Here is a 26537-nt window from a genome sequence, read left to right as displayed (position 1 = left end):
TCTTCTGTAGAGGTGACTGATGGCGACGTCCGTAATCGAAAAACCCAAACTCGGCATCAGTGCCTGCCTGATGGGTGCCGAGGTTCGCTTCAATGGCGGACACAAGGAATCTCATCTGTGTACGCAGGCGCTGAGCAAGTATTTCGATTTCGTCCAGGCGTGCCCCGAAGTCGCTATCGGCATGGGCATCCCCCGCGAGCCGATCAGGCTGGTAGGCGACGCAGAAAATCCGAGGGCGCTCGGCACGGTCAATCGTGACCTGGACGTTACCGAGGCATTGGCGGATTACGGCATACAGATGGCCGATGAGCTGGGCGATATATGCGGTTACATCTTCATGCAGAAATCCCCTTCCTGCGGTCTGGAGCGCGTCAAGGTCTACCGCGAAAACGGCGCTCCGGTCGATGGCGGTGGTCGCGGGATCTATGCGCAGGCCTTTTGCGAACGTCATCCCGATCTGCCCGTTGAGGAAGACGGCCGGCTCAACGATGCGGTGCTGCGCGAAAATTTCGTCACCCGCGTGTTTGCCTATGCCGCCTGGAAACAGCTGTTGAAAGAAGGCATCACCCGGCGCGCCCTGACCGAATTCCACTCGCGCTATAAATACCAGCTGATGGCCAATGATCCGGTGCAGTACAAGGCGCTGGGCAAGATGCTCGGCAGCATGGGCCGCACCGACCCGAACGAAATCGCGCCGCTGTACTTCAGCCAGCTGATGGCGGCCTTGAAAAAGTGCGCCACGCGCAGTACGCACACCAACGTCCTGCAACACCTGTGCGGTTATTTGAAACAAACCATTACCAGCGAGGACAAGCAGGAAATCCAGCAGGTCATCGCCCAGTATCACCAGGGCATCGTGCCACTGATCGTGCCGCTGACGCTGCTCAAGCATCATTTTCGCCAACATCCGGACCCCTATGTGGCACTGCAGGTGTACATGCAGCCCCACCCGGAAAACCTCAGCCTGCGCAATGCGATTTGACTCATGAATGAAACAGACACAGACGTGCCGGGCGACTGGCTGCCGATCCGCGAGGTCGCACGACAGACAGGCGTCAACGCCGTTACCCTGCGCGCCTGGGAGCGGCGTTACGGACTGATTGTCCCGCACCGCACCGCCAAAGGTCATCGGCTGTATTCGGACGAGCATGTGCAGCGCGTCATGAAGATTCTGACCTGGCTCAACCGTGGCGTGTCGGTCAGTCAGGTCAAGGGCCTGATCGATGACAATCGCCAGGACGCTCTGCCGCCGACCAACGACTGGGACGCATTGCGTCAGACCCTGCTGGTCGCGATCGGCGAGCTGGCCGAACGCCGGGTCGATGACGTGTTCAATCAGGCGATGTCGCTGTACCCGCCGCGCACACTGTGTGAACAGTTGCTGCTGCCGCTGCTGGCCGAACTGGAACGACGCTGGCAAGGCAAGTTCGGCGCACAACTGGAGCGCACGTTTTTCTACTCCTGGCTGCGCAGCAAGTTCGGCGCGCGCATCTATCACAACAACCGTCAGCTCAATGGCAGCCCGTTGCTGCTGGTCAATCAGTCCGATCTGCCGCTGGAGCCGCATCTGTGGCTCGCGGCCTGGCTGGTGAGCAGCGCCGATTGCCCGGTCGAGGTGTTCGACTGGCCATTGCCGGTCGGCGAGCTGGCGCTGGCAGCCGAATACCTCAAGCCACGCGGCATATTGCTGTATTCCAGCAAGTCGCTGAACGTGACCCAGCTGCCACGATTGCTGGCCAATATCACCTGCCCTGTCGTGCTGGGCGGACCAACGGTGCAGATCCATAATGCCGAGTTGCTCGTACAGGCCAACGAGATATCTGGACTGACCCTTGCCCACGACGTACTCAGCGCTCAGATCGAGCTGGGCAAGCTCGGACTTATCTAAGGACTTCTCATGCAACTGATCTGGCTGCGTAGCGACCTGCGCGCTCAAGACAACACTGCCCTGACCGCCGCCATGGAGCGCGGTCCGACGCTGGCGGTCTACCTGCTCAGTCCTGCGCAGTGGCGCAGCCATGATGACGCCGACTGCAAGGTCGACTTCTGGCTGCGCAACCTGGTCGAGCTCGAGAAGGGGCTGGGCGAGTTGAATGTTCCCTTGCTGGTCCGCGAGGCGGACACCTGGGACCAGGCGCCTGAAGTGCTGGCAAAGCTGTGCACACAGTTCAAGGTCGAGGGCCTGCACCTCAATCAGGAATACGGCATCAACGAGACCCGTCGCGACCAGGCAGTGCAGAAGGCGATGGAAAAAGCCGGTGTGCACTTCAACAGCTATCTCGATCAGCTGTTATTCAAGCCCGGCAGCATCCTGACCAAGACCGGCAACTATTTTCAGGTATTCACCCAGTTCAAGAAGGTCTGCTACACCCGACTGCACGAGGCCATGCCGCACCCGGTGCGCACCCCGAAAGCGCAGCCGGCACAGTCGATAAAAAGCGATCCGATTCCCGATCAGGTCAAGGGCTTTGCCACGCCAGCGAAAGCGTTGCGTGACCTGTGGCCAGCCGGTGAGGCGGAAGCCAGACGGCGCATGGACGCGTTCGCCGACGAGCAGATCAGCTACTACAAGGACGAACGGGATTTTCCGGCCAAGCCCGGCACCAGCCAGCTGTCGGCCTATCTGGCGGCCGGGGTGATTTCGCCGCGCCAGTGCCTGCACGCGGCCCTGGCCAGCAATCAGGGCGAGTTCGAGACCGGCAACGTGGGCACCGTGACCTGGATCAACGAGCTATTATGGCGAGAGTTCTATAAACACACGCTGGTCGGCTACCCGCGCGTCTCGCGTCATCGCGCCTTTCGCCCGGAAACCGAGGCGTTGAAGTGGCGCGATGCCCCCGAAGAGCTGCGCGCCTGGCAAGAAGCGCGCACCGGGCTGCCGATCATTGATGCAGCGATGCGCCAGTTGCTGGAAACCGGATGGATGCACAATCGGCTAAGGATGGTCGTTGCGATGTTTCTCACCAAAAACCTGCTGATCGACTGGCGCGAGGGCGAGCGCTTTTTCATGCGCCACCTGATCGATGGCGACCTGGCGTCGAACAATGGTGGCTGGCAGTGGAGCTCGTCCACCGGCACCGACTCGGCGCCCTACTTCCGTATTTTCAATCCGTTGTCGCAGTCGGAACGCTTCGACCCCGAAGGCGTGTTCATCAAACGCTGGCTGCCGGAACTGGCGGATCTGAATAAAAAGCAGATTCATGACCCGTCGTTAATCGGTGACCTGTTTGGCGCGGCTGACTACCCGAAACCCATCGTCGACCTGAGCAAAAGCCGCGCCCGCGCCCTGGCAGCGTTCAAGGCCCTACCGGCTCGACAGCCGGCCGCAGGAGTCGAACATGGCTGATTTCCTGCATCGCTTCGCCGAAGGTTTTGCCGCGCTGAACAAGGACAACCTTGACCAGGTTGCCGAGCTGTATAGCGAAGACGTGTCGTTCAGCGACCCGATGCACGATATCCACGGCCTTGCCGCCATGCGCCGCTATTTCGGCGAACTGTACGCCAACGTCCAGGACCTGCACTTCGACTTCCACGCCTTCGACGAGGTGCGCCCCGGCGAGGGCTATCTGGTCTGGACCATGAGTTATTCGCATCCGCGTCTAGCCGCCGGCCGGACAATTCAGGTAGAAGGCTGTTCGCACCTGAAGTGGCGCGACAAGGTTTATCGGCACCGGGACTACTTCGATGCCGGTGCATTGCTCTACGAACATCTGCCCATCATGGGTCGGGTCATCCATTGGTTGAAGAAGAGGTTGGGATGAGCACTCCTGTTGCACGACGCATCTGGTTGACCGGGGCAAGCAGCGGCATTGGCCTGGCGCTGGCCAAAGAACTGCTCAACGCCGGTCATCGGCTCGCGCTGACCGCCCGCACGATTGAGCCATTGCAAAACCTCGCGAACGTTTATCCCACGCAGGTGCTGCTGGTGACCGGTGACATCACCGACCCCGAGCAAGTCAAGGCGATTGCCGGCGATATCGCGCAGCAATGGGGAGCCCTGGACACCGCCATCTTCAACGCGGGCACCTGCGAATACATCGATGCCCGGCAGTTTGAAGCGGCCATGGTCGAACGCGTGGTGCGCACCAACCTGCTGGCCAGCAGTTACTGCATCGAGCACGCGTTGCCGCTGCTGCGCAAAGGTCATCAACCGCATCTGGTCGGCGTCGCCAGTGCGGTGACCTACCTGGCGCTGCCCCGCGCCGAAGCCTACGGCGCGTCGAAGGCCGGCCTGCGTTATCTGCTAGAAGCCCTGCGTCTGGATCTGGCCAGCGAAAACATCGACGTGACGGTGGTCAGCCCTGGATTCGTCGACACGCCGCTGACGCAGAAAAACGATTTCCCCATGCCGATGCGCTGGCCGGTCGAGAAGGCCGCCAAACATATCGCCAGCAAACTGGGGCGCAACAAACGCCCCTTGGATATCGCCTTTCCGGCGTTGTTCATCTTCAGCATGAGCTTGCTGGCCCTGCTCCCGGCACGCGCCCGACTGGCCCTCGGCAAACGCATGGCGCGCAACGAATCGTCGAATAAGGACGCGCAATGAAGATCGCAGTCATTGGCAGCGGGATCGCTGGCCTGACCAGTGCCTACCTGCTCAACCGCGCGCACGAGGTGACCGTGTTCGAGTCTTCGGACTGGATCGGCGGGCACACTCACACGGTGGACGTGCAGGTCGAGGGCCGCGCCTACGCCATTGACACCGGTTTCATTGTCTTCAACGACTGGACCTACCCCAATTTCATTCGCCTGCTAAGCCAGCTGGGTGTCGGCTTCAAGCCCGCCGAAATGAGCTTTTCGGTGCATGATCCGCGCACCGGCGTGGAATATAACGGCAACAACCTCAACAGCCTGTTCGCCCAGCGCAGCAATCTGCTGTCGCCACGGTTCTGGGGCATGCTGCGCGATATTCTGCGTTTCAATCGCCAATCGGTCGATGATCTGGAAAACCAGCGCATCGCGGCGGACACCACGCTGGGCGAATACCTGAAGACCGGCGGTTATGGCCAGCGCTTCATCGATCATTACATCGTGCCCATGGGCGCGGCGATCTGGTCGATGTCGCTGGCCGACATGCTCGGCTTCCCGTTGCAGTTCTTCGTGCGTTTTTTCAAGAATCACGGTCTGCTCTCGGTCACCCACCGCCCGCAATGGTGCGTGATTCAGGGCGGCTCCAGAAGTTATGTGGAACCGCTGACAGCCTCGTTCCGCGAGCGCATTCGTCTGTCGTGCCCGGTCACACGTGTCGAGCGTGACAGCGAAGGTGTGACGCTGCACAGCGCCATGGGCAGCGAACGTTTCGACAAGGTGGTGTTTGCCTGCCACAGCGATCAGGCCCTGGCCCTGCTGGCGCAGCCATCGAGTGCCGAGCAGTCGATTCTCGGCGCCCTGCGCTATGCCGAAAACGATGTGGTACTGCATACCGACACGCGACTGCTGCCCGAGCGCAAACTGGCCTGGGCGAGCTGGAACTACCGCTTGGGCGGCGGCGAACAGCAGTCGGCCGCCGTTACCTATGACATGAACATTCTGCAAGGGATCGAGAGCGACACGACGTTCTGCGTCAGCCTCAACCAGACTGCCGCCATCGACCCGGCCAAAATCCTTGGCCGTTACCGCTATGCCCATCCGCAATACAGCCTCGGTGCGATTGCTGCACAGGCGCGCTGGGAGGAAATCAATGGGGTCGATCACACTTGGTACTGCGGCGCCTACTGGGCCAATGGCTTCCACGAAGACGGCGTGGTCAGCGGCCTGCGTGTCGCCCAGGCCTTTGGTGAAACGCTGTGAACAGCGCCCTCTACAGTGGCTGGATCAGCCACCGGCGGTTTGCACCGCGCGCCCATGAGTTCACCTATCGGATAGGCCTGCTGTATCTGGATCTGGATGAGCAGGACAGCGTGCTGGGGCTTTCCCCACTGGCAGGTCGGGGGCGTTTTGCGCCGTTCTCGTTTCGTGAGCGAGACTATCTGCCAGAGCTGACCGGGCAAGGGCTGACGCTCATCCAGGCGGTTCGCGAGCGGGTCGGCAAAGCGTTGGGCCGCATTCCGTCGGGTCGCGTCTGCCTGCTGACCCAGGCACGCAGTTGGGGCCTGTCGTTCAACCCGGTGAGTTTTTTCTACTGCCATGAGGCCGACGGCACACTGGCCGGCATTCTGTGTGAAGTCACCAACACCCCGTGGGGCGAGCGCTACAGCTACGTGCTGCCCGCCACCGGTGAAGGCCATCAGCATTTTGCCGTGGCCAAGGCCTTTCATGTTTCCCCGTTCCTGCCACGTGATCTCGAATACCGCATGAGCTTCAGCCAGCCCGCCGAACGGATCGGTGTACACATGGCTGACTGGCAAGGCGAGCTGAAGATGTTCGACGCCACGCTCAATCTGACCCGCCAGAATCTGAACCGCAAGACGCTGCACCGCTATCTGATCGCTTATCCATGGATGACCGCGAAAACCTGTCTGGCCATTTATTGGCAGGCCATGCGCCTGCTGGTCAAACGCATACCCATCTTTTCCCATCAGGCCGCTGACGGCGAGTACCGTGCTGCCGCCGCGCAATCCAAGGACTCACTCCATGAAAAGCAGTAGCAGTAGTTTTTCTGCCAATCTGGGCACCAATGGTTTGACTGCCAACCTCTTGCGTCGAGGCGTGCTGCGGCAACTCGCAGGACTGCGTAACGGCCAGTTGGTAGTAATCGAACGGGGTGAGCGCCATGTGTTCGGCAAGAACGGCGCACTGATTCAGGCTGAAATCCACATTCTCGATTCGGCAGCCTGGGGCATGGTCGCCAGCAACGGTTCCATCGGTGCGGGTGAGGCCTTCATTCATGGCTACTGGACGACACCAGACCTGACGGCGGTGGTCCGGGTGTTTGTCAGCAATCTGGATGTGCTGGATGCGATGGAGGGCGGAATGGCACGCCTGACCCGCCCGCTGATTCATGCGCTGCACTGGCTCAACCGCAACACGCGCGAAGGCTCGCAGAAAAACATCGCGGCCCACTACGACCTGGGCAACACGCTGTTCGAGCAGTTTCTCGACCCGACGATGATGTATTCGGCCGCGCAGTTCCTCAGCGAAGACGACACGCTGGAACAGGCGCAGTTGAACAAGCTTGAGCGTATCTGCCAGAAACTTGCCTTGAAACCCACCGATCACCTGCTGGAAATCGGCACCGGCTGGGGGAGCATGGCTATTTACGCTGCGCAGCACTACGGCTGCCAGGTGACCACCACGACCCTGTCTAAAGAACAGTTCGCCTACACCGAGCGACGGCTGATCGAACTGGGCCTGCAGGATCGCGTGACGCTGCTGCTGACCGACTACCGTGACCTGACCGGTGAGTATGACAAGCTGGTGTCCATCGAGATGATCGAAGCGGTCGGCCATCGCTTTCTGCCCACGTACTTCAAGCAATGCGCGAACCTGCTGAAAAGCAACGGCATGATGCTGTTGCAGGCGATCACCATCCGCGAGCAGCGTTACGCACAGGCCAAACGCAATGTGGACTTCATCCAGCGTTACATTTTCCCCGGTGGCGCCCTGCCCTCGGTGGCGAAGATGCTCGACATCGTCGGCAGCGATACCGACATGAACCTGCTGCACATGGAAGATTTCGGCTTGCACTACGCACGCACCCTGCGCCTGTGGCACGACAACTTCAAAAACGCTCACGGCAAACTCGCTGAACTGGGTTACGACGAGCATTTCCTGCGCCTGTGGGAGTTTTACCTGTGCTACTGCGAAGGCGGCTTCCTGGAGCGGACCATTGGCACCGCGCAACTGCTGCTCGCCAAGCCCGAAGCGCTGCGCGAACCCTTGCTTGGGCGCTTCAATGCTTAAATCCATCGCCAATGCGCTGTTGTTTCAGATCGGCTGGTTCGCCTGCGTACTGGGCGGCAACAGCTTCTGGCTGCTGATCGCCGCCGGCGTCCTGGCGGTGCATTTTATGTGGATCAGCTCATGGGCAGCCGAAGGCCGGCTGATTCTGACCGTGACCTTGATCGGTATCGTGCTGGACAGTGCCTTGATGACACTCGGCGTTTTTGATTTCGGCACGGGCGGCTATCTCTTGCCGCTGTGGCTGGCGCTGTTGTGGGCGGTGCTGGGCACCACGCTCAATCATTGCCTGGCCTGGACGGCGAAGCCACTATGGCGCGCAGTCGTGCTGGGCGCTATTGGCGGCCCGATGTCGTACTATGCCGGCTCGCAACTGGCACAGGTCCATCTTCCCCTTGGAGTGTGGCCAGGCATGTTGGTGCTGGGTCTGGTCTGGGCGGGTGTATTTCCCCTGCTGCAATGGCTGGCAGCCCGCGCCGCCAGACACTCGGGAGAACCGCTCTGAACGCTACACTCATTCCGCTCGCAGAGATCCACGGCGAAGAACCCGCAGTCACGTGTTCGACCTGCGCAGCCTGCTGCTGCCAACTGGAAGTGATGCTGATCACCGATACGGGCGTGCCTGAGCGTTACATCGATACCGATGAGTGGGGTGGCGAGGTCATGTTGCGTCTGGATGACGGCTGGTGCGCTGCGCTGGATCGCAACACGATGATGTGTACGATCTACGAGAAACGCCCGTTGATCTGTCGTGAATTCGAAGCGGGTGCGGAAGATTGCCTGAATGAACGCAAAGGGATTGCGACGGCTTATCTTTGATCAGTGTTGCCTGGTTGATAACTATCGTTCCCACGCTCCGCGTGGTAATGCATTTCGTGACGCTCCGCGTCACACGGCGGTTCTTCGACATCAGGTGAATTGGTGCCCGACTCAGGTCACCTTTTCGCCCCTCGGCGAGTTACTTTGATAAGGCCAAAGTAACCAAAGCCTTTCGCTCCTGTTTCCGGCCCGACTTCGTCGGGTTCCTTCGCCCTGACACTGATCCGGGGGCCGCCGCAACGGGCCATCCTTGGCCCGGTGCGGCTTGCTCGGCGTCCTGCCTCGCATCCCCCGGATCAGCGCCAGAACTCAGCCGTCACTAACGTCGCACTCTGCGTTGTCAGTGCCATCGCGATAAAAAAGCATTTTATGCGCAATGGCTTTGGGCAGGGCATTACGTTGTGCTGTAGCGAAGCGTTGGCACGAATGCCAGTCAAATCAGAACGGCATCTTATAGTGCAGTGCGTAGCTTTCTATACCGTCGTTCGGCTCTTTGATGCCGGCGTTGGAGTAGTGGGTCGCACGGATACCGACTTCATGCCCGCCCGCGAAGCGCAGACCAAAACCGATACGGTCTTCGAAGTTGAAGGCAGAACCGAACTTGCGGTCTTCAACCTGGGTGTTGGAGAACACCGAGACGCCGATACCGGCTTCTACGTATGGCTTGACGTTGCCGTTGCCGAATTCGTAGACCAGAACAGGGGAGAACGACAGGCTGTGGTTATCCTTGTAGTCCTTGCCATCCCAATAGGTGTAAGCACCATCCCAGTAGCCGGTCAAACGGCCGATGTCGCTTTGCAGCCAGGTTTTATCCCAATCGAACTGCACGCCCAGACGATAAGTCATGGTCGACTCGCCGGTCTGACCGACCGAAAACTCAACACCATCAGCCTGCGCGATTGAAGCTTGCCCTGCCAAAGCGGCCGCAATCACGGCCAGGCAAAAGAGTCTCTTCATGAGAAACGTCCTAAATATATTAAATTGTACGAAAAGTGTTGGAATTCATCAGCCGCTTTTATAGAAGCCGCGGAGGCGACGTTAGTTCACCCCAAAAGCGCCTTTTTTCACGTTTTTTTTACAAACGGAAGCTTCTCACATCGCCGACGTTTTGCGACAAAAAAGGTAGGATTTTTCTGAAATTGTCCGGTATGTCACTAGACCAATACACAGTGTCGCGTGCGACACCACTGGCAAGCAGGCCGGACCGTGCCAAAAGACGCTGCAGCTGTCGCGCCACTGCGGCTCCGGTGTCGATCAGGGTGACCGATTCGGGGAGCATTTGGCGCAGCAATGGCTTGAGGAACGGGTAGTGCGTGCAGCCCAGAATGATCGTGTCACAGCGCGCTGCCAGTAACGGCTCTACATAGTGCTGCAGCAACTGACGGATTTGCGGGCTGACCAGATCGCCGGTTTCGATCAGTTCGACCAGCCCGGGGCACGGCTGGGTCACGACCCGCACATCGTTGGCAAAACGGTCCAGCAAGGCCGCAAAGCGGGCGCTTTGTAGCGTTCCGGTGGTCGCCAGCACACCGACGACCCCGCTGCGGGTCGCCTCGGCAGCCGGTTTGACCGCTGGCTCCATGCCTACAATCGGCCAGTCCGGGTAGCGCTGACGTATGTGCGACACACCTGCTGCCGTGGCCGTGTTGCAGGCGACGACCAGCGCTTTGGCACCCTGCTCGCGGAAAAAACCGGCAATCGTCAGGCACCGCTCGATGATGAATTCGGGAGTCTTTTCGCCGTAGGGAATGTGCCCGCAGTCCGCCAGATACAGCAGCGACTCGCTGGGCAACAGCTGACGGACTTCATTGAGCACTGACAGACCGCCGACCCCGGAATCAAAGATTCCGACCGGCGCATCGCTGCCATGGCTCATATGAACGTCAAGCATGCTCGCCCTGCACGCTGGCCGGACCACAGACGCTGCACGCCGGGTCTCGCTTGACCTTCAGTTCACGAAAACGCGTGCTCAGGGCGTCGATCAATAACAGTCGACCAACCATGGGTTCGCCAAAACCGGCCAGCAGCTTCAATGCTTCCAGCGCCTGCAGGCTGCCAACCAGACCGACCAGCGGCCCGATGACACCCGCCTCGCTGCAGGTCAGCTCGGCTTCGCTGCCATGCCCGTACAGACAATGGTAACAAGGGCTGTCCGCACGACGCGGATCGAACACCGACAACTGCCCTTCGAGCCGGATCGCCGCTCCGCTGACCAACGGCTTGCCGGCGGCGACACAGGCGGCATTGACCGCTTCGCGGGTGGCGAAATTATCCGAGCAATCCAGCACCAGATCGACAGCCTGCACCGCCGCGTCCAGTGAGTCGGTATCCAGCGCTGCGCGATGAGCGACAAGGGTGATCTCGGGATTGATCGCGCTGAGCCGGGCGATGGCCGAATTCACCTTGGCCTGCCCGATGCTCTGAGTGTCGTGGATGATCTGGCGTTGCAGGTTGGTCAGGTCGACGTGATCGAAATCCGCCAGATGCAGCTCACCAACCCCTGCGGCGGCCAGATACAGGGCCACCGGCGAGCCAAGCCCGCCGACGCCCACGATCAGCGCACGACTTTGCTTGAGTCTTAGCTGGCCGTCGATATCGACGTGTTGCAGCAGAATCTGGCGACTATAGCGCAGCAGCTCCTGGTCACTCAGCACGGCTTGCATCCGAACGTGATGCGCTCATGCTCGCCCAGATCACGGCGCGTCTGAATACGCTCGAAGCCCTCGCGAATCAGCAGTTCACGCACCGCAGGCCCCTGATCGTAGCCGTGTTCCAGCAGCAGCCAGCCATCCGCGTTGAGGTGTGCAGGCGCCTGTTCGATGATCGTGCGCAAGTCATCCAGCCCGTCGGAACCGGCCACCAGCGCACTGCTCGGCTCAAAACGCACGTCACCAGCCGACAGATGCGGATCGGCGTCGGAGATGTACGGCGGATTGCTGACGATCAGGTCGAACTGTCGACCTTGCAGGCCACTGAACCAGTGACTTTCGAAGACTTCAGCGTTATTCAGTTGCAAGCGCTGCCGGTTGCGTTCGGCCAGGGCGACGGCCTCTGGCACACGGTCAACCGCGGTGACCTTCCATTGCTGGCGTTCGTTGGCCAGCGCCAGCGCAATCGCGCCGGTGCCGGTGCCGAGGTCCAGCACCTGAGCGGGTGCGAAGGCAGGCACCAGTTCCAGAGCGGCCTCGACCAGCATTTCGGTCTCGGGACGCGGGATCAACGTGTGCGGCGCGACTTCCAGATCAAGCTTCCAGAAGCCCTGCTGGCCGAGAATGTAAGCGACCGGCTCGCCCTTGCGGCGGCGCTCCATGTAACCGGCGAATGCCACCGCGGCTTCGGTGCTGACGATGCGCTCGGGCCAGGTGTGCAGAAAACTGCGCGGTTTGCCCAGCGCTGCCGCGAGCAGCAACTCGGCATCAAGGCGTGCAGTCGGTGAATCGGGAAGCTCGGCGCTTCTGAGTACACTTGCGATGATGGTCATTTACTCACCCAGTGCCGCAAGTTGATCAGCCTGATATTCAGCGAGTAGCGGCTCTATCACTGCATCGACCCCGCCCGCCAGAACTTCATCCAGCGAATACAAAGTCAGGTTCACGCGGTGATCCGTCACTCGCCCCTGAGGGAAATTATACGTACGTATGCGCTCGGAACGATCGCCCGAGCCTACCAGCAGCTTGCGTTCGCTGGCGATGGCATTGGCCGCCGCGCTGGTCTGCTGATCATTCAGTTTGGCAGATAGCCAGGACATTGCCCGGGCTCTGTTCTTGTGCTGCGAACGCTCTTCCTGACACTCGACGACAATACCCGACGGCAAGTGGGTAATGCGGATCGCCGAGTCGGTCTTGTTGACGTGCTGACCACCGGCACCCGAAGAACGATAGGTGTCGACCCGCAGGTCGGCAGGGTTGATCTCGATCGCCTGCTGCTCGTCAGGCTCCGGCAACACCGCCACCGTACAGGCAGAGGTATGAATACGGCCCTGGGATTCGGTCTCCGGCACACGCTGCACACGGTGCGCGCCGGACTCGAATTTCAGCTTGCCATAGACGCTGTCACCCTCGACACGCGCGATGACTTCCTTATAGCCGCCATGCTCGCCTTCGTTTTCGGACAGAATCTCGACCCGCCAGCCACGCCGCTCGGCGTAACGCGAATACATGCGGAACAGGTCGCCGGAGAAGATCGCCGCTTCATCGCCGCCGGTGCCCGCGCGGATTTCCAGAAACACGTTACGACCGTCGTTCGGGTCCTTGGGCAACAGCATGCGCTGCAATTGCGCTTCCAGCTCGACCAGTTGCTGCTTGGTTTCGCGAACTTCCTCGACGGCCATTTCACGCATGTCCGGATCGCTGTCCTTGAGCAGCGCCTGTGCGCCCTCCAGGTCACCCTGCACCCTGAGCAACTGCGCGTAGAGCGCAACGACCGGCTCCACTTCAGCGTATTCACGGGAATAGGCGCGAAAGCGTGTCTGATCGCTGATGACTTCCGCGTCGCCGAGCAGCGCGGTCAGTTCCTCGAAACGGTCGCTGAGCACATCCAGCTTATTGAGCAGTGAAGCTTTCATTGCGGGGTTTTATCCGTCGAGCCCTCACCGAGGGCAAATAGTTCCTGGGCCATGGCCAGCGCATCGACGCGACCTTCGGCAGACAGCTTCTTGAGCTGCACGCTCGGTGCATGCAGCAATTTGTTGGTCAGGCCACGCGCCAGCTGGATCAGTACGTCCTCGGCATTGCTGCCGTTGGCCAGCATACGTTGCGCCTTGCTCAGCTCTTCGTCACGCAGCCGTTCGCTTTGTTGACGATAGGCACGCAGCACATCGACTGCGGCCAGTTCGCGCAGGCGCGACATGAAGTCCTCGGCACCCACGCTGACCAGTTGTTCGGCGGCCAGCGCCGCGCCCTGACGGCTCTTGAGGTTCTCTGCCACCACTTCATGCAGGTCATCAACGCTGTACAGGTAAACATCGTCCAGCTCGCCGACTTCAGGCTCGATATCCCGCGGTACGGCGATATCGACCATGAAAATCGGTTTGTGCTTGCGCAGCTTCAGCGCACTTTCCACGGCGCCCTTGCCCAGAATCGGCAACTGACTGGCCGTCGAGCTGATCACGATGTCGCTGTTGACCAGTTCCGCCGGGATGTCCGACAGCAGCACCGCGTGCGCGCCGAACTCGGCGGCGAGCATGCTGGCGCGTTCCAGCGTACGGTTGGCGACCACGATACGCTTGACGCCCAGATCATGCAGATGCCGGGCGACCAGCGTAATGGTCTCGCCTGCACCGATCAACAAGGCCTGGCTGCGTTGCAGGTCACTGAAAATCTGTTTCGCCAGGCTGACTGCGGCAAAGGCCACAGAGACCGGGTTCTCGCCGATGGCGGTGTCGGTGCGCACCTGTTTGGCGGCGCTGAACGTCGCCTGGAACAGTCGACCGAGCAATGGCCCGACCGTGCCGGCTTCGCGGGCAACCGCGTACGCGGACTTCATCTGGCCGAGAATCTGCGGCTCGCCGAGCACCAGCGAATCGAGCCCCGAGGCGACACGCATCATGTGCCGCACGGCAGCGTCATCTTCGTGCACGTAAGCACTGGCACGCAGTTCTTCAAGACTGAGGTGATGATAATCGGCGAGCCAGGCAAGAATACTGTCCGCGCCGAGGTGCTCGTGTTCGATGTACAACTCGCTGCGGTTGCAGGTCGAGAGGATCGCAGCCTCTCGGCTTTCCGTCAGTTGGCAGAGCTGCTGCAATGCCTCGACCAGCTGTTCCGGGGTAAATGCCACACGCTCGCGAACGTCGACCGAGGCGGTCTTATGGTTGATACCGAGTGCAAGGAAGGCCATTCAGGGTCGCAGGTGGTGACGTGAAGCCGGTAATTGTCCTACTTCGATAAGCTCAGAACAACCACCACATATTATTGTCCCACTACAATCGCTCGTCGCAGACCGTGCTTTCGGGTCCGCGACACTGCAAACACACGCATTGCATCAGTTTTTCCGACGGCTGTGGGTTTTGCCAACAGCCTTGTGTCATGATGCTCACACCGCAGGTAAGCCGCCCTTCTTATATATGAATAGATCCTCCGCGTTGTTCCTTGCTCTCGCCTTTCTGGGCGGCTGTCAGTCCATGACTCCCGCCTCGTCACAGCCTGTGCCCGCTCAAAAGGACGCCCCGCCCGCGCCTGAAGCCAAGCCGCAGGTCTATGGCTCGTTCACTCAGGACACCCTGGTCAGCCTGTTGAGTGCGGAGCTGGCTGGCCAGCGCAACCGCTTCGACATCGCCCTGGACAACTACGTGACCCAGGCGATCAAGACCCAGGACCCAGGAGTCTCGGAGCGCGCTTATCAGATTGCCGAGTACATGGGTGCCGATCAGTCGGCGCTGGATACCGCATTGATCTGGGCGAGGAACGCACCAGGCAATCTTGAAGCGCAACGCGCCGCCGCCATTCAACTGGCGCGCGCCGGGCGTTACGACGATTCGCTGGTGTACATGGAAAGAGTCCTGCAAGGCCAGGGCGACACGCACTTCGATTTCCTGGCCCTGTCGGCGGCCGAAACAGATCCGGACACCCGCAATGGTCTGCTCAAGAGCTTTGACCGATTGCTGGGCAAATACCCGAACAACGGTCAGCTGATTTTCGGCAAGGCGCTGTTGCTGCAACAGAACGGCGATTCCGAACAGTCGCTGAAACTGCTTGAGGACAATCCGCCTAAAGAAGGTGAAATCGCGCCGATTCTGCTGCACGCCCGTCTGCTGCAAAGCATGAACCGAGGCAAGGAAGCGGTGCCCCTGCTGGAAAAAAGCATCAAGAAATACCCCGACGACAAGCGCCTGCGCCTGACCTATGCGCGCATGCTTGTCGAGCAAAACCGCATGGAAGACGCGAAAGTGCAGTTTGCCGCACTCTTGCAGCAGTATCCGGATGACGACGAGCTGCGCTTCTCGCTGGCCCTGGTGTGCCTTGAAGCCAAGGCCTGGGACGAAGCGGCGGGCTATCTGGAAGAACTGATCGCCCGTGGCGCGCATGTCGATTCAGCGCACTTGAATCTGGGCCGCATCCACGAAGAGCGCGATGACCCGCAAAGCGCGCTCAACGAATACGCTCAGGTAGGCCCCGGCCCGGACTTCCTGGCGGCGCAATTGCGCCAGGCCGATATTCTGGTCAGCAACGGCAACGGTGCCGAAGCCGCCAAACGGCTGTCCGAAGCCCGCGCCGAAGAGCCCGATTATGCCGTGCAGCTGTACCTGATCGAAGCCGAAACCCTGACCAGCAATGATCAACTGGATCGTGGCTGGCAGGTATTGAATCAGGCGCTCAAGCAATACCCGGATGACGCCAACCTGCTGTACACCCGCGCCATGCTGGCTGAAAAACGCAATGATCTGGCGCAGATGGAAAAAGACCTGCGGACCATCATCAAGCGCGAACCGGAAAACGCCATGGCGCTGAATGCGCTGGGCTACACCCTTTCCGATCGGACCACGCGTTATAGCGAAGCCCGCGAACTGATCGAAAAAGCCCACCAGATCAGCCCTGACGATCCGGCAGTGCTCGACAGCCTTGGCTGGGTGAACTACCGCCTGGGCAATCTGGACGATGCCGAGCGCTACCTGCGTCAGGCCCTCGAGCGCTTTCCCGACCACGAAGTCGCCGCTCACCTGGGCGAAGTACTCTGGGCCAAGGGCGAGCAGCGCGAAGCCAAAAAAGTCTGGGCCAAGGCCCTGGAACAACAACCCGACAGCACCGTCCTGCGCAGCACACTGCGACGCTTGACCGGATCAGAGACCCTTTGACGTTATGTTTTTGCGCCATGTAATCGTATTCAGCCTCATCGCCCTGCTCACCGGCTGCGCCGGCCTCACCTCTCGCGAAGCCGTTCAGGGCAAGGGTGACCCCGCGCAATGGCGCGAGCACAAACAGCAACTGAGCAGCCTCGATGGCTGGCAGATCAACGGTAAAGTCGGTATCCGCGCGCCGAAAGACTCCGGCAGCGGCACCCTGTTCTGGCTGCAACGCCAGGATTACTACGATATCCGCCTGTCCGGCCCGCTCGGCCGTGGTGCAGCGCGGCTGACCGGCAGGCCCGGCGCCGTGGTGCTCGAAGTCGCCAATCAGGGCCGCTACGAAGCCACCTCGCCAGAATCACTGCTGCAGGATCAACTGGGCTGGAAGCTGCCCGTGTCCCACCTCGTATGGTGGGTACGCGGTCTGCCGGCACCGGACAGCAAAAGCAACTTGACACTTGATGGCGACAGCCGGCTGGCCAGCCTTGAACAGGATGGCTGGCAGGTGGAATACCTCAGTTACGTCGAGCAGAACGGTTATTGGCTGCCAGAGCGCGTCAAGCTGCACGGGCAGGACCTGGATGTCACGCTGGTCATCAAGGACTGGCAGCCTCGCAAACTGGGGCAATGACCATGAGCACGCCACAACTGGTTTTGCCTGCCCCGGCAAAACTCAATCTCATGCTGCACATTCTGGGACGTCGCCCTGACGGCTATCACGAACTGCAGACGCTGTTTCAGTTTCTCGATTACGGCGACGAACTGGGTTTTACCGTTCGCGAAGATGGCGAGATTCGCCTGCAGACCGATGTTCCCGGCGTTCCGCATGACAGCAACCTGATCGTCAAAGCTGCCCGAGCCCTGCAAAAACAGTCCGGCTGCACACTGGGCATGGATATCTGGCTGGAAAAACGCCTGCCCATGGGTGGCGGTATCGGCGGCGGCAGCTCGGATGCAGCGACCACCCTGCTGGCCCTGAATCATTTGTGGCAGCTCGGTTGGGATGAGGATCGTCTGGCGCAACTGGGGCTGACGCTGGGCGCCGATGTACCGGTTTTTGTGCGTGGACATGCCGCTTTTGCTGAGGGCGTCGGCGAAATTCTCACCCCGGTGGACCCGGAAGAACCGTGGTATTTGGTGCTCGTTCCGCAAGTCGCTGTAAGTACAGCAGAAATTTTTTCAGATCCGTTGTTGACACGCGACACGCCGCCCATTAAAGTGCGCCCCGTTCCCAAGGGAAACAGTCGAAATGACTGTAAGGCGGTTGTAGAGAGGCGTTACCCAGAAGTACGTAACGCTTTGAATTTGTTAGGTAAATTTACCGAAGCAAAATTAACCGGAACTGGAAGTTGTGTGTTTGGGGCCTTCCCAAACAAAGCTGAAGCTGATAAAGTCTCGGCCCTTCTTACAGAGACCCTTACGGGGTTCGTAGCGAAAGGAAGCAACATCTCGATGTTGCATCGTAAGCTGCAAATTCTGTAGCAGGAATTGAGTGCCAGGCACTCGATTGATTCAATACAGGGGCGTCGCCAAGCGGTAAGGCAGCAGGTTTTGATCCTGCCATGCGTTGGTTCGAATCCAGCCGCCCCTGCCATTTTCTATACTCATCCAGGTTACCCTCAGCCTCTAGGTACTGCGCGTGTCCAAGATGATGGTCTTTACGGGGAATGCCAACCCCGATCTCGCTCGGCGTGTAGTACGTCAGCTGCATATCCCACTGGGTGATGTTTCTGTTGGAAAATTTTCCGACGGTGAAATCAGCACTGAGATTAATGAAAACGTCCGCGGTAAAGACGTCTTTATCATTCAGCCGACCTGCGCACCCACGAACGACAACCTGATGGAACTCGTCGTGATGGCTGATGCCTTCCGTCGCTCCTCAGCGTCCCGAATCACTGCTGTGATTCCCTACTTTGGTTATGCCCGCCAGGATCGCCGTCCGCGCTCCGCACGTGTTGCAATCAGCGCAAAAGTTGTCGCTGACATGCTGACCGTGGTGGGAATCGATCGTGTACTCACGGTTGATCTTCATGCTGACCAGATTCAGGGCTTCTTCGACATTCCGGTAGATAACATCTACGGCTCCCCCGTTCTGGTGGATGACATCGAAGATCAGCGCTTTGAAAACCTGATGATCGTTTCCCCGGATATCGGCGGTGTCGTGCGTGCACGTGCTGTCGCCAAATCCCTGGGTGTCGATCTCGGGATCATCGACAAACGCCGTGAGAAAGCCAATCACTCCGAAGTGATGCATATCATTGGTGATGTCGAAGGGCGTACCTGCATTCTGGTTGATGACATGGTCGATACCGCCGGCACGCTGTGCCACGCGGCCAAGGCCCTGAAAGAGCATGGTGCTGCCAAGGTCTTCGCCTACTGCACACACCCTGTGCTGTCGGGTCGGGCGATCGAAAACATTGAAAATTCCGTGCTGGACGAACTGGTGGTGACCAACACCATCCCGTTGTCCGCCGCCGCTCAAGCCTGTGGCCGTATCCGTCAACTGGATATTGCCCCGGTAGTCGCCGAAGCGGTTCGCCGCATCAGCAACGAAGAATCGATCAGCGCGATGTTCCGTTAACTGACATCACGCAGACGAAAAGCGCCCCGCCCTGACATCCGGTCAGGGCGGGGCTTTTTTGCCCATACCATCCGAGCGCTGGTCGCAAACGCAACGGTGGATGTGGTTAATTTGGAGATACAACATGAACGAATTTACCCTGAATGCAGAACAGCGTTCCGACCTGGGGAAAGGTGCGAGCCGCCGCCTGCGTCGTCTCGCTAGCCTGGTTCCAGCTGTCGTCTACGGTGGCGACAAAGCCCCCGAGTCCATCAGCATGCTGGCCAAGGAAGTTGCCAAACTGCTGGAAAACGATGCGGCCTACAGCCACATCATCGAGCTGAACGTTGGTGGCAAGAAGCAAAACGTCATCATCAAGGCGCTGCAACGTCACCCGGCCAAAGGCCACGTGATGCACGCTGACTTCGTGCGCGTTATTGCCGGCCAGAAACTGACCGCAATCGTGCCGATCCACTTCCTGAACGAAGAAGCTCCGGTCAAGAAAGGCGGCGAGATCTCGCACACTACCACTGAACTGGAAGTGACCTGCCTGCCGAAAGACCTGCCAGAGTTCATCGAAGTTGATCTGGGCACGCTGGAAGTAGGTGACAACGTTCACCTGTCCGAACTGAAAGCCCCTAAAGGCGTTGAGTTCGTCGCTTTGGCACACGGTACTGACCTGGCAATCGCCAACGTCCACGCACCGCGTATCGTCAAAGACGAAGAAGAAGGTGAAGCTGAAGAAGGCGCTGCCGAGTAATTCATTACTTGGTAACGTCGGAGTTGCTCAGGAGACATCGCGAGCGATAGCAGGCAAAGCGGGCGAGATCGCTGAGTTTACATCATGGTAAATGAGCAGTTTTCGTCCACATTGCCGCTGTCGTCAGCGGTTCAACCCTCAACTCCAAAGGAAGAGCCCCTGTCGTGACCGCCATACAACTGATCGTGGGCCTGGGAAATCCAGGCGCCGAATACGAACAGACCCGGCATAACGCAGGGGCTTTTTTTGTTGAGCGTATTGCTGCGGCGCAACGAGTCAATCTCGTTCCCGAGCGCAAATTCTTTGGCCTGACCGGGCGCTTCACGCACCAGGGTCAGGATGTTCGTCTGCTGATTCCCACCACTTACATGAACCGCAGCGGCCAGGCTGTCGCGGCACTCGCCGGCTTTTATCGCATCCCGGTCGAGTCGATTCTGGTGGCGCATGACGAACTTGACCTGCCTCCAGGCGTCGCCAAACTCAAAGTGGGCGGCGGCCATGGCGGTCATAACGGGCTGCGCGACATCATTGCGCAGCTCGGCAATCAGAACACATTCCATCGCTTGCGGCTTGGCATTGGCCACCCGGGCGATGCCAGCAAGGTATCCGGCTTTGTCCTGGGTCGAGCGCCACGCGCCGAACAGGAAAAACTGGACGCCAGTATCGACTTTGCCCTCGGCGTGCTGCCGGATATCTTCGCCGGTGAATGGAACCGGGCGATGAAAAACCTGCACAGCCAGAAGGCCTGACATCACTCGAGGGGAAACACCATGGGATTCAATTGCGGCATCGTCGGCCTGCCTAACGTCGGCAAGTCCACCCTGTTCAACGCCCTGACCAAATCTGGTATCGCGGCCGAGAACTTCCCCTTCTGCACCATCGAACCGAACAGCGGCATCGTGGCCATGCCCGACCCGCGTCTGGCGGCCCTGGCAGCCATCGTCAACCCGAAACGCATCCTGCCGACCACCATGGAGTTCGTCGACATCGCAGGCCTTGTGGCAGGCGCTTCGAAGGGCGAAGGCCTGGGCAACAAGTTTCTCGCCAACATCCGCGAGACCGACGCCATCGCCCACGTGGTGCGCTGCTTTGAAGACGAGAACGTGATTCACGTTTCCAACAGCGTCGACCCCAAGCGCGATATCGAGATCATCGATCTGGAACTGATCTTCGCCGACCTCGACAGCTGCGAGAAGCAACTGCAAAAGGTCACCCGCAACGCCAAGGGCGGCGACAAGGACGCAGTGGTCCAGAAAGGCCTGCTCGAGCAGTTGATTGCACACTTCAGCGAAGGCAAGCCTGCACGCAGCCTGATGAAGAGCATGAGCAACGACGAGAAAGCCACCATCCGTGGCTTCCACCTGCTGACCACCAAGCCGGTCATGTACATCGCCAACGTCGCCGAAGACGGTTTCGAGAACAACCCGCTGCTGGACGTGGTCCGCGCCATCGCCGAAGAAGAAGGCGCAATGCTGGTGCCGGTCTGCAACAAGATCGAAGCCGAAATCGCCGAACTCGATGACGGCGAAGAAAAAGACATGTTCCTCGAAGCCCTGGGCCTCGAAGAACCCGGCCTGAACCGCGTAATTCGCGCTGGCTACGAAATGCTCCACCTGCAGACCTACTTCACCGCTGGCGTCGAAGAAGTACGCGCCTGGACCGTCCGTGTCGGTGCAACCGCACCACAGGCCGCAGGCGTCATCCACACCGACTTTGAAAAAGGCTTTATTCGTGCCGAAGTCGTGGCCTATGACGACTTCATCCAGTTCAAGGGTGAGTCCGGCGCCAAGGAAGCCGGGAAGTGGCGTCTGGAAGGCAAGGAATACATCGTCAAGGACGGTGATGTGATGCATTTCAGGTTTAACGTCTGATTCGAGTCTTCGGTTTCAGGGGCATCCTGAAACACTTCGAACTGCACACCTCGATAAAACCGCGCCCTGACGCGGTTTTATCGTTTTTGGGCTGCCTGCGAGAAACGCGCCTTGCGCCTGATACGCTCCATTTTTGTGTTGCACTAAAAGCAACAAAGTTTTCAGTTTGTGTTTTTGCTCGCTCTTCGACCCCATGTCCATACTCCCCTACCGACACAGGAGATGGATATGAGCCCTCTTTGGCAGCGCCTTCGCGAACAGGCTCACCAGTTGAGCGAACGCAATCCAGCATTAGGCGAATACGCCAAAAGCCACCTGCTCGACTACGAAACGTTCGAGGCTGCGCTTGCCGCAAACCTCGCGCGTCAGATTCAGGCTCAAGCCAGTAACGTAGCACTGGAGAGCTGGTTCAAGTCGATCATCGACGCCAACCCCGGTATCGCAGAAGCGGCCGCAGCCGATATAAACCACCTGGAAATCGTCAATCCGGCTTGTCCTGACCACCTCACCGCTTTTCTGACCTTCCGCGGTATCCTCGCTGTGCAGGCTTATCGCATCGCCCACGCACTCTGGGCTGAAGGAGACGTGCAAAGCGCGGTGCTCTTACAGAACTGGGCGGCCAATACCTGGAGCATCGACATTCATCCTGCCGCTCGTCTGGGCCGGGCGCTGTTCGTCGATCACGGTATTGGCCTGGTCATTGGCGAGACCGCTGTAGTCGAGGATCAGGTAAGCCTGTGGCACGGCGTCACTCTGGGCAGCACACTCAGCGAGGCGGGCGACAGACATCCCAAGATCCGCCGGGGCGCATTGATTTGCGCCGGTGCAACCGTTCTGGGAAACATTGAGGTGGGAGCGCGTGCAATCGTGGCGGCCAATGCGGTGGTACTCAAGCCGGTAGCCGCAGGAACCGTGGTTGCGGGCGCTCCAGCCAAGGTAGTAGGCGACGCTCCCGCAGCCCTCGCTACCTTTAACGCAAAATCCCGACGCTAACAGGAGATCCCGCCATGACAGCTACCGCGCAGTTCCCGCAGGGTATCGATCATCCCCTTGTCACGGTACGCAATCACTCCGAGGCACTGGAACTCTATCGCAAGATGGGGTTCGCGCCCTCCCCGGTCAGCCGTCACCCTTGGGGAAGTGTCACATCCCTGATGATGTTCCCGGGTAACTTCATCGAACTGATCGGCGTAGAGGATGCCTCCAAATTCGGAACTAACGCGGTAAACGGCTTCTGTTTCGGCCGTCAGTTGGGGCAATTTCTCGACCGCGGTGAAGAAGGCATTTCGTTGGTAGCACTGCACAGCAAAGATGCCGATGCTGACCACGCCCGTCTGGTGCAGGCTGGTCTGGAAAGTCAGGGGCGTATCGACTTTCGCCGCAAGATGACCTTGCCCGATGGTCGTCAGGATGAAGCGGTGGTTTCCCTGGCCTTGTTTATAGACCCTGAACTACCGGACGCCTCCAACTTTATCTGCCATCAACACAGGCCCGAGCTGATATGGGTTCCAGGCTGGCAAAACCATCCCAATGGCGCGGACGCAATCCTGGCGATCACCTACCTTGCAGAACCCCGGTTACTGGAGACCCGCTGGAGAGCGATCTATGGCGATGCGGTGAAGTACAACGGCAAGGCACTGGAAGCAGATACACGATGCGGCCTGCTCAGGGCCATAGACGCAGCCACGGCAGCCCGAGAGTTTGCAGGCATCGAACTGCCCGGCAGCGTTGAAGAGCGTCCCCACGCGATTGCCATCCGGCTGCACACCAAACGCCTCGATGCGCTGCGCGCGATCCTCGAAGACAACAAGGTTGCGCATCGAGAAGCCTCGGGGCGCATCTACGTCGCACCGCAAGCCGCCGGCAACGTCATCCTGGAGTTCACTCAGAACTGCTAGACGAGGCTTATCCAAGGACCTGTCACTGTCCTGAGCGATCAGGCGGCAAACACATGGACAGAACAACCGCTCCTTTCCCAACGAAAAACGCCCCGCAAACAGGTTTGCGGGGCGTTCGGACCAACATTCAGCGGATGCCGGATTACTTCTTCAGACGACCGTAGCGGTCTTCAAAGCGCACGATGTCGTCTTCGCCCAGGTAAGAGCCGGACTGCACTTCGATCAGTTCCAACGGCACCTTGCCAGGGTTGGCCAGCGAGTGCTTGACGCCCAGCGGGATGTAAGTGGACTGATTCTCGGACAGGATCAGTTCCTTATCGTCGCAGATAACCTTGGCGGTACCGGATACAACGATCCAGTGCTCGGCGCGGTGGTAGTGCATCTGCAGCGACAGGCACTCACCTGGCAGTACGCTGATGCGCTTGACCTGATAACGCTCGCCGAGATCGATCGTGTCGTAGTGGCCCCACGGGCGGTTGACCAGTGGATGAGTGACGAACTCGGGACGCTCTTCTGCCTGCAGACGCTTGACCACGTCCTTGACCTGCTGGCTGTTGTGCTTGTTGGCAACCAGGACGGCGTCCTTGGTTTCGATAACGATCAGGTCCTCGACGCCAACAGTGGCAACCAGTCGATGGTGCGACTGCACCAGGCAGTTGCGCGTGTCGATTGCCATCACATCGCCTTCCAGGCGGTTGGCATTTTCGTCGTGCGGGCCCACGTCCCAGATCGCTGCCCAGCTGCCCAAATCGTTCCAGCCTGCATCCAGTGGCACGACCAGACCAAGGTCGGTGTGCTCCATGACCGCGTAGTCCACGGACTCATCGGCGCACAAGGCAAACTTCTCGGCCGAGACATGCAGGAAGTAGTTGTCGGCATCGGAGTCAGCCAAGGCTATGCGGCAGGCAGACAATATGTCGGAGCGATGCTTTTTCAGCTCAGCCAGGAACACCGAGGCACGGAACATGAACATACCGCTGTTCCACAGGTAAGCACCTGAGGATAGGTATTCGGCAGCCATCTCCGGGGAAGGCTTTTCCTTGAAGGCCTCGATCGCGAAGCCACCCTGAGCAATGGATTCACCACAGTGAATGTAGCCAAAACCGGTTTCAGCGTGAGTCGGGGTGATACCGAATGTCACCAGACGGCCTGCCTCAGCGTGCGTCTGTGCAACCTCTACCGCTTGTCGGAAAGTTTCTTCATCATGGATATGGTGGTCGGCAGCCAGCACCAGCAGGATCGGGTCGGTGCCATCAGCCATCGCTTCAATCGCAGCCAAGGCGATGGCCGGCGCCGTGTTGCGGGCAAGTGGTTCGAGAATGACACGACGACTGCCCATTTTCGCAACACGTAACTGCTCGGCGACAATGAAGCGGTGATTTTCGTTGCTCACAACAACCGCAGGCGCGTGTTCAAGGCCTTTCAGGCGAGCCAGTGTGCGTTGAAACATGGTTCCCTGATCCTGGCCATCAAGGGCAAGAAACTGCTTCGGGAAACTCTGCCGCGACAAAGGCCATAACCGCGAACCACTACCGCCAGCCAGGATTACAGGGGTGAACATAGACGCTCCATTCTTGGGCCACGAAGGCGTGGCAAAGGCCCATTATCCGGGTGCTCTGGCTGCTATGCAACATGAAGGCCACTACAATATGCCTGCCATTCAGTAACTCCGTCGCCGCAACTGCTCGCCACCCCGTGCGAGCCAAGCCGCCGCATGTTAGTCTTCGCGCCCGATTCCGCGCCTGATTCCGCATATCCGCCACACGCAAGCGTAATACGCTGCCTTGGTACACCATTGAGAAGTAATGTAATTGATCGACATTGAGAACGACAGAACATGGATATAGGCTTGAGTTGTACGGTCTGGGCGAAAGGCGAACGTGCCGGCCATCTGGACGGTATCGGCATATATTCCAGGGCGCTTTGGCACAGTCTGACCAAGCTGAGTCAGGCTGAAGATATCCACGTCAAACCTTACGCATTCGGCAAGCACCTGCCAGTCCTGGCCTGTGGTCAGCCGCAACAGTTGTCCAGCGACTACCGTATTCATGCCGTGCTCAGTGGCGTCCTCAAACTGCCATTGGGTAGCTCGGCAAGCATCGCCAAAGACGTACAACTGTTCCATGCCACGGATCACCATATCCCGCGGATCAAAGGCGTACCTGTCGTCGCTACGATCATGGACATGATTCCGGTGCTGCACCCGGAATGGATCAAGCAAGACCTCAAGCGCCTGAAAAGCTGGCTGTTCACCACCAGCATCGAACGTGCCGATCACATCATCACCATCTCCGAATACAGCAAGCAGGACATGATTCGTCACCTGGGCATAGCGCCAGAGCGCATCAGCGTCACGCCCCTAGGCGTGGACCCTGTGTATTTCGAGCGCATCGGCGCCGCCGAGCGCAACAGGGTGCTGGACGCCTATAGCCTCAAACCCGGCTTCTTTCTGGTAGTCGGCACCCTGCAGCCTCGCAAAAACCTGCAGCGCGTGCTGGAAGCCTTCCAGCAACTGCCCGCACAGGTACGTAAAGAGCATCCGTTGGTAATTGTCGGTCGTGACGGTTGGAGCAACGAAGAACTGCTACCGCAGCTTGAGGCGTTGCAGCAACGTGGCGAAGGTCGCTGGCTGAGTTACCTGCCACAGAATGAGGTGCTGGCGCTGCTGCAAAGTGCCGGAGCGCTGGTGTTTGCTTCGCTGTATGAAGGGTTCGGCCTGCCGGCCATCGAGGCATTCGCGGCGCAGTGTCCGCTGATCGCGTCCAACAATTCTTCACTGCCGGAAGTGACGGGGGATGCAGCATGGGCTGTCGACCCGAACAGTGCGGAGAGCATCAGCACTGCAATGCTCGCCGTACTGGAACAGCCAGAAGAGCGTGAGCGCAAAGTTCAGTCAGGGCTGGGGCGTGCGCGTCATTTCAGTTGGGATGCCTGCGCGCAGAGCACGCTGGATATCTACCGCAAGGTGCTGGCGGCTCGTCGCTAGAAGAGCCACCAGGCACAAGCC

General features: G+C 59.4%; 27 protein-coding genes and 1 tRNA gene. 21 read left to right on the top strand and 7 right to left on the bottom strand.

Annotated features, from left to right (window positions below; genetic code table 11):
- Nucleotides 1-19: 19 nt before the first annotated feature.
- Genes BT119_RS09280 through BT119_RS09235 form a run of 10 tightly spaced genes read left to right on the top strand, consistent with a single transcriptional unit; the run spans nt 20 to nt 8658 of the window.
- Nucleotides 20-982 (top strand): YbgA family protein, encoded by a 963-nt coding sequence (locus BT119_RS09280; RefSeq protein ID WP_072365501.1) that lies wholly within the window; start codon nt 20-22, stop codon nt 980-982.
- A 3-nt stretch (nt 983-985) separates the two neighbouring features.
- On the top strand, nt 986-1888 hold the full coding sequence (locus tag BT119_RS09275; protein ID WP_044309899.1) for a MerR family transcriptional regulator: 903 nt from the start codon (nt 986-988) through the stop codon (nt 1886-1888).
- A gap of 9 nt (nt 1889-1897) precedes the next feature.
- Entirely contained in the window at nt 1898-3346 is a 1449-nt protein-coding gene (phrB, locus tag BT119_RS09270) for a deoxyribodipyrimidine photo-lyase (protein WP_072365499.1), read from the top strand.
- Nucleotides 3339-3761 (top strand): nuclear transport factor 2 family protein, encoded by a 423-nt coding sequence (locus BT119_RS09265; RefSeq protein ID WP_003433711.1) that lies wholly within the window; start codon nt 3339-3341, stop codon nt 3759-3761. The genes phrB and BT119_RS09265 overlap by 8 nt, the downstream gene beginning before the upstream one ends.
- The gene (locus BT119_RS09260; protein WP_072365497.1) at nt 3758-4546 is read left to right on the top strand and encodes an SDR family NAD(P)-dependent oxidoreductase; all 789 of its coding nucleotides are present in this window, start codon (nt 3758-3760) and stop codon (nt 4544-4546) included. The genes BT119_RS09265 and BT119_RS09260 overlap by 4 nt, the downstream gene beginning before the upstream one ends.
- The gene (locus BT119_RS09255; RefSeq protein WP_003433713.1) at nt 4543-5790 is read left to right on the top strand and encodes an NAD(P)/FAD-dependent oxidoreductase; all 1248 of its coding nucleotides are present in this window, start codon (nt 4543-4545) and stop codon (nt 5788-5790) included. The genes BT119_RS09260 and BT119_RS09255 overlap by 4 nt, the downstream gene beginning before the upstream one ends.
- The gene (locus BT119_RS09250; protein ID WP_003433714.1) at nt 5787-6587 is read left to right on the top strand and encodes a DUF1365 domain-containing protein; all 801 of its coding nucleotides are present in this window, start codon (nt 5787-5789) and stop codon (nt 6585-6587) included. The genes BT119_RS09255 and BT119_RS09250 overlap by 4 nt, the downstream gene beginning before the upstream one ends.
- Nucleotides 6574-7842, top strand: a complete 1269-nt coding sequence (locus BT119_RS09245; RefSeq protein ID WP_003433715.1) for an SAM-dependent methyltransferase — start codon at nt 6574-6576, stop codon at nt 7840-7842. The genes BT119_RS09250 and BT119_RS09245 overlap by 14 nt, the downstream gene beginning before the upstream one ends.
- Entirely contained in the window at nt 7835-8344 is a 510-nt protein-coding gene (locus BT119_RS09240; RefSeq protein WP_072365495.1) for a DUF2878 domain-containing protein, read from the top strand. The genes BT119_RS09245 and BT119_RS09240 overlap by 8 nt, the downstream gene beginning before the upstream one ends.
- Nucleotides 8299-8658 carry a YkgJ family cysteine cluster protein gene (locus tag BT119_RS09235; protein ID WP_044309893.1) on the top strand — a complete coding sequence of 120 codons (360 nt, stop codon included), beginning with the start codon at nt 8299-8301 and terminating at the stop codon, nt 8656-8658. Before BT119_RS09240 ends, BT119_RS09235 begins: the two co-directional genes overlap by 46 nt.
- A gap of 438 nt (nt 8659-9096) precedes the next feature.
- On the opposite strand, the gene BT119_RS09225 is transcribed toward BT119_RS09235, so the two are convergent.
- The 6 genes from BT119_RS09225 to hemA all read right to left on the bottom strand — a co-directional run bounded on the left by BT119_RS09225 (nt 9097) and on the right by hemA (nt 14496).
- The gene (locus BT119_RS09225) at nt 9097-9615 is read right to left on the bottom strand and encodes an acyloxyacyl hydrolase (protein WP_002552154.1); all 519 of its coding nucleotides are present in this window, start codon (nt 9613-9615) and stop codon (nt 9097-9099) included.
- A 118-nt stretch (nt 9616-9733) separates the two neighbouring features.
- Nucleotides 9734-10549, bottom strand: a complete 816-nt coding sequence (gene murI, locus BT119_RS09220; protein ID WP_065349110.1) for a glutamate racemase — start codon at nt 10547-10549, stop codon at nt 9734-9736.
- The gene (locus BT119_RS09215; protein ID WP_161428593.1) at nt 10542-11312 is read right to left on the bottom strand and encodes a molybdopterin-synthase adenylyltransferase MoeB; all 771 of its coding nucleotides are present in this window, start codon (nt 11310-11312) and stop codon (nt 10542-10544) included. Before BT119_RS09215 ends, murI begins: the two co-directional genes overlap by 8 nt.
- Nucleotides 11306-12139 carry a peptide chain release factor N(5)-glutamine methyltransferase gene (gene prmC / locus BT119_RS09210; RefSeq protein ID WP_072365492.1) on the bottom strand — a complete coding sequence of 278 codons (834 nt, stop codon included), beginning with the start codon at nt 12137-12139 and terminating at the stop codon, nt 11306-11308. The genes BT119_RS09215 and prmC overlap by 7 nt, the downstream gene beginning before the upstream one ends.
- Nucleotides 12140-13222 carry a peptide chain release factor 1 gene (prfA, locus tag BT119_RS09205; protein WP_003404940.1) on the bottom strand — a complete coding sequence of 361 codons (1083 nt, stop codon included), beginning with the start codon at nt 13220-13222 and terminating at the stop codon, nt 12140-12142.
- Nucleotides 13219-14496, bottom strand: coding sequence for a glutamyl-tRNA reductase (gene hemA, locus BT119_RS09200; RefSeq protein ID WP_003433718.1), 1278 nt, complete (start codon nt 14494-14496; stop codon nt 13219-13221). Before hemA ends, prfA begins: the two co-directional genes overlap by 4 nt.
- Nucleotides 14497-14722: 226 nt before the next feature.
- Here hemA and BT119_RS09195 point away from each other — a divergent pair, with 226 nt between their 5' ends.
- From BT119_RS09195 to BT119_RS09150, 10 genes are all read left to right on the top strand, one after another.
- A complete protein-coding gene (locus tag BT119_RS09195; protein ID WP_003433719.1) occupies nt 14723-16450 on the top strand; it encodes a tetratricopeptide repeat protein in 1728 nt (575 codons plus the stop codon).
- 4 nt (nt 16451-16454) lie between these two features.
- Complete coding sequence (gene lolB, locus BT119_RS09190; protein ID WP_058416363.1) at nt 16455-17072, top strand: lipoprotein insertase outer membrane protein LolB; 618 nt, start codon at nt 16455-16457, stop codon at nt 17070-17072.
- A 2-nt stretch (nt 17073-17074) separates the two neighbouring features.
- A complete protein-coding gene (gene ispE / locus BT119_RS09185) occupies nt 17075-17923 on the top strand; it encodes a 4-(cytidine 5'-diphospho)-2-C-methyl-D-erythritol kinase (RefSeq protein ID WP_003365629.1) in 849 nt (282 codons plus the stop codon).
- A gap of 37 nt (nt 17924-17960) precedes the next feature.
- Nucleotides 17961-18035 (top strand) — tRNA-Gln (locus BT119_RS09180).
- A gap of 45 nt (nt 18036-18080) precedes the next feature.
- On the top strand, nt 18081-19022 hold the full coding sequence (locus tag BT119_RS09175; protein ID WP_003317125.1) for a ribose-phosphate pyrophosphokinase: 942 nt from the start codon (nt 18081-18083) through the stop codon (nt 19020-19022).
- A 124-nt stretch (nt 19023-19146) separates the two neighbouring features.
- On the top strand, nt 19147-19761 hold the full coding sequence (locus BT119_RS09170) for a 50S ribosomal protein L25/general stress protein Ctc (protein ID WP_003365632.1): 615 nt from the start codon (nt 19147-19149) through the stop codon (nt 19759-19761).
- 164 nt (nt 19762-19925) lie between these two features.
- Nucleotides 19926-20510: an aminoacyl-tRNA hydrolase gene (gene pth / locus BT119_RS09165; protein ID WP_003317127.1), complete on the top strand. Its 585-nt coding sequence runs from the start codon at nt 19926-19928 to the stop codon at nt 20508-20510.
- A 21-nt stretch (nt 20511-20531) separates the two neighbouring features.
- On the top strand, nt 20532-21632 hold the full coding sequence (gene ychF, locus BT119_RS09160) for a redox-regulated ATPase YchF (RefSeq protein ID WP_003433722.1): 1101 nt from the start codon (nt 20532-20534) through the stop codon (nt 21630-21632).
- Nucleotides 21633-21860: 228 nt separating this feature from the next.
- Entirely contained in the window at nt 21861-22625 is a 765-nt protein-coding gene (epsC, locus tag BT119_RS09155) for a serine O-acetyltransferase EpsC (protein WP_072365490.1), read from the top strand.
- 14 nt (nt 22626-22639) lie between these two features.
- The gene (locus tag BT119_RS09150) at nt 22640-23530 is read left to right on the top strand and encodes a VOC family protein (protein WP_072365488.1); all 891 of its coding nucleotides are present in this window, start codon (nt 22640-22642) and stop codon (nt 23528-23530) included.
- A gap of 142 nt (nt 23531-23672) precedes the next feature.
- Here the strand turns inward: BT119_RS09150 and BT119_RS09145 are convergent, their stop codons facing one another.
- A complete protein-coding gene (locus BT119_RS09145) occupies nt 23673-25091 on the bottom strand; it encodes a mannose-1-phosphate guanylyltransferase/mannose-6-phosphate isomerase (RefSeq protein WP_072365486.1) in 1419 nt (472 codons plus the stop codon).
- Between the two features lie 276 nt (nt 25092-25367).
- On the opposite strand from BT119_RS09145, the gene BT119_RS09140 reads away from it, so the two are divergent.
- Entirely contained in the window at nt 25368-26516 is a 1149-nt protein-coding gene (locus tag BT119_RS09140) for a glycosyltransferase family 4 protein (RefSeq protein WP_072365484.1), read from the top strand.
- Nucleotides 26517-26537: the final 21 nt, after the last annotated feature.

The organism is Pseudomonas sp. NFACC10-1, from assembly GCF_900119195.1.
GTDB classification, from domain to species: domain Bacteria; phylum Pseudomonadota; class Gammaproteobacteria; order Pseudomonadales; family Pseudomonadaceae; genus Aquipseudomonas; species Aquipseudomonas cerasi.
This window is presented reverse-complemented; position numbering and strand designations above follow the sequence as displayed.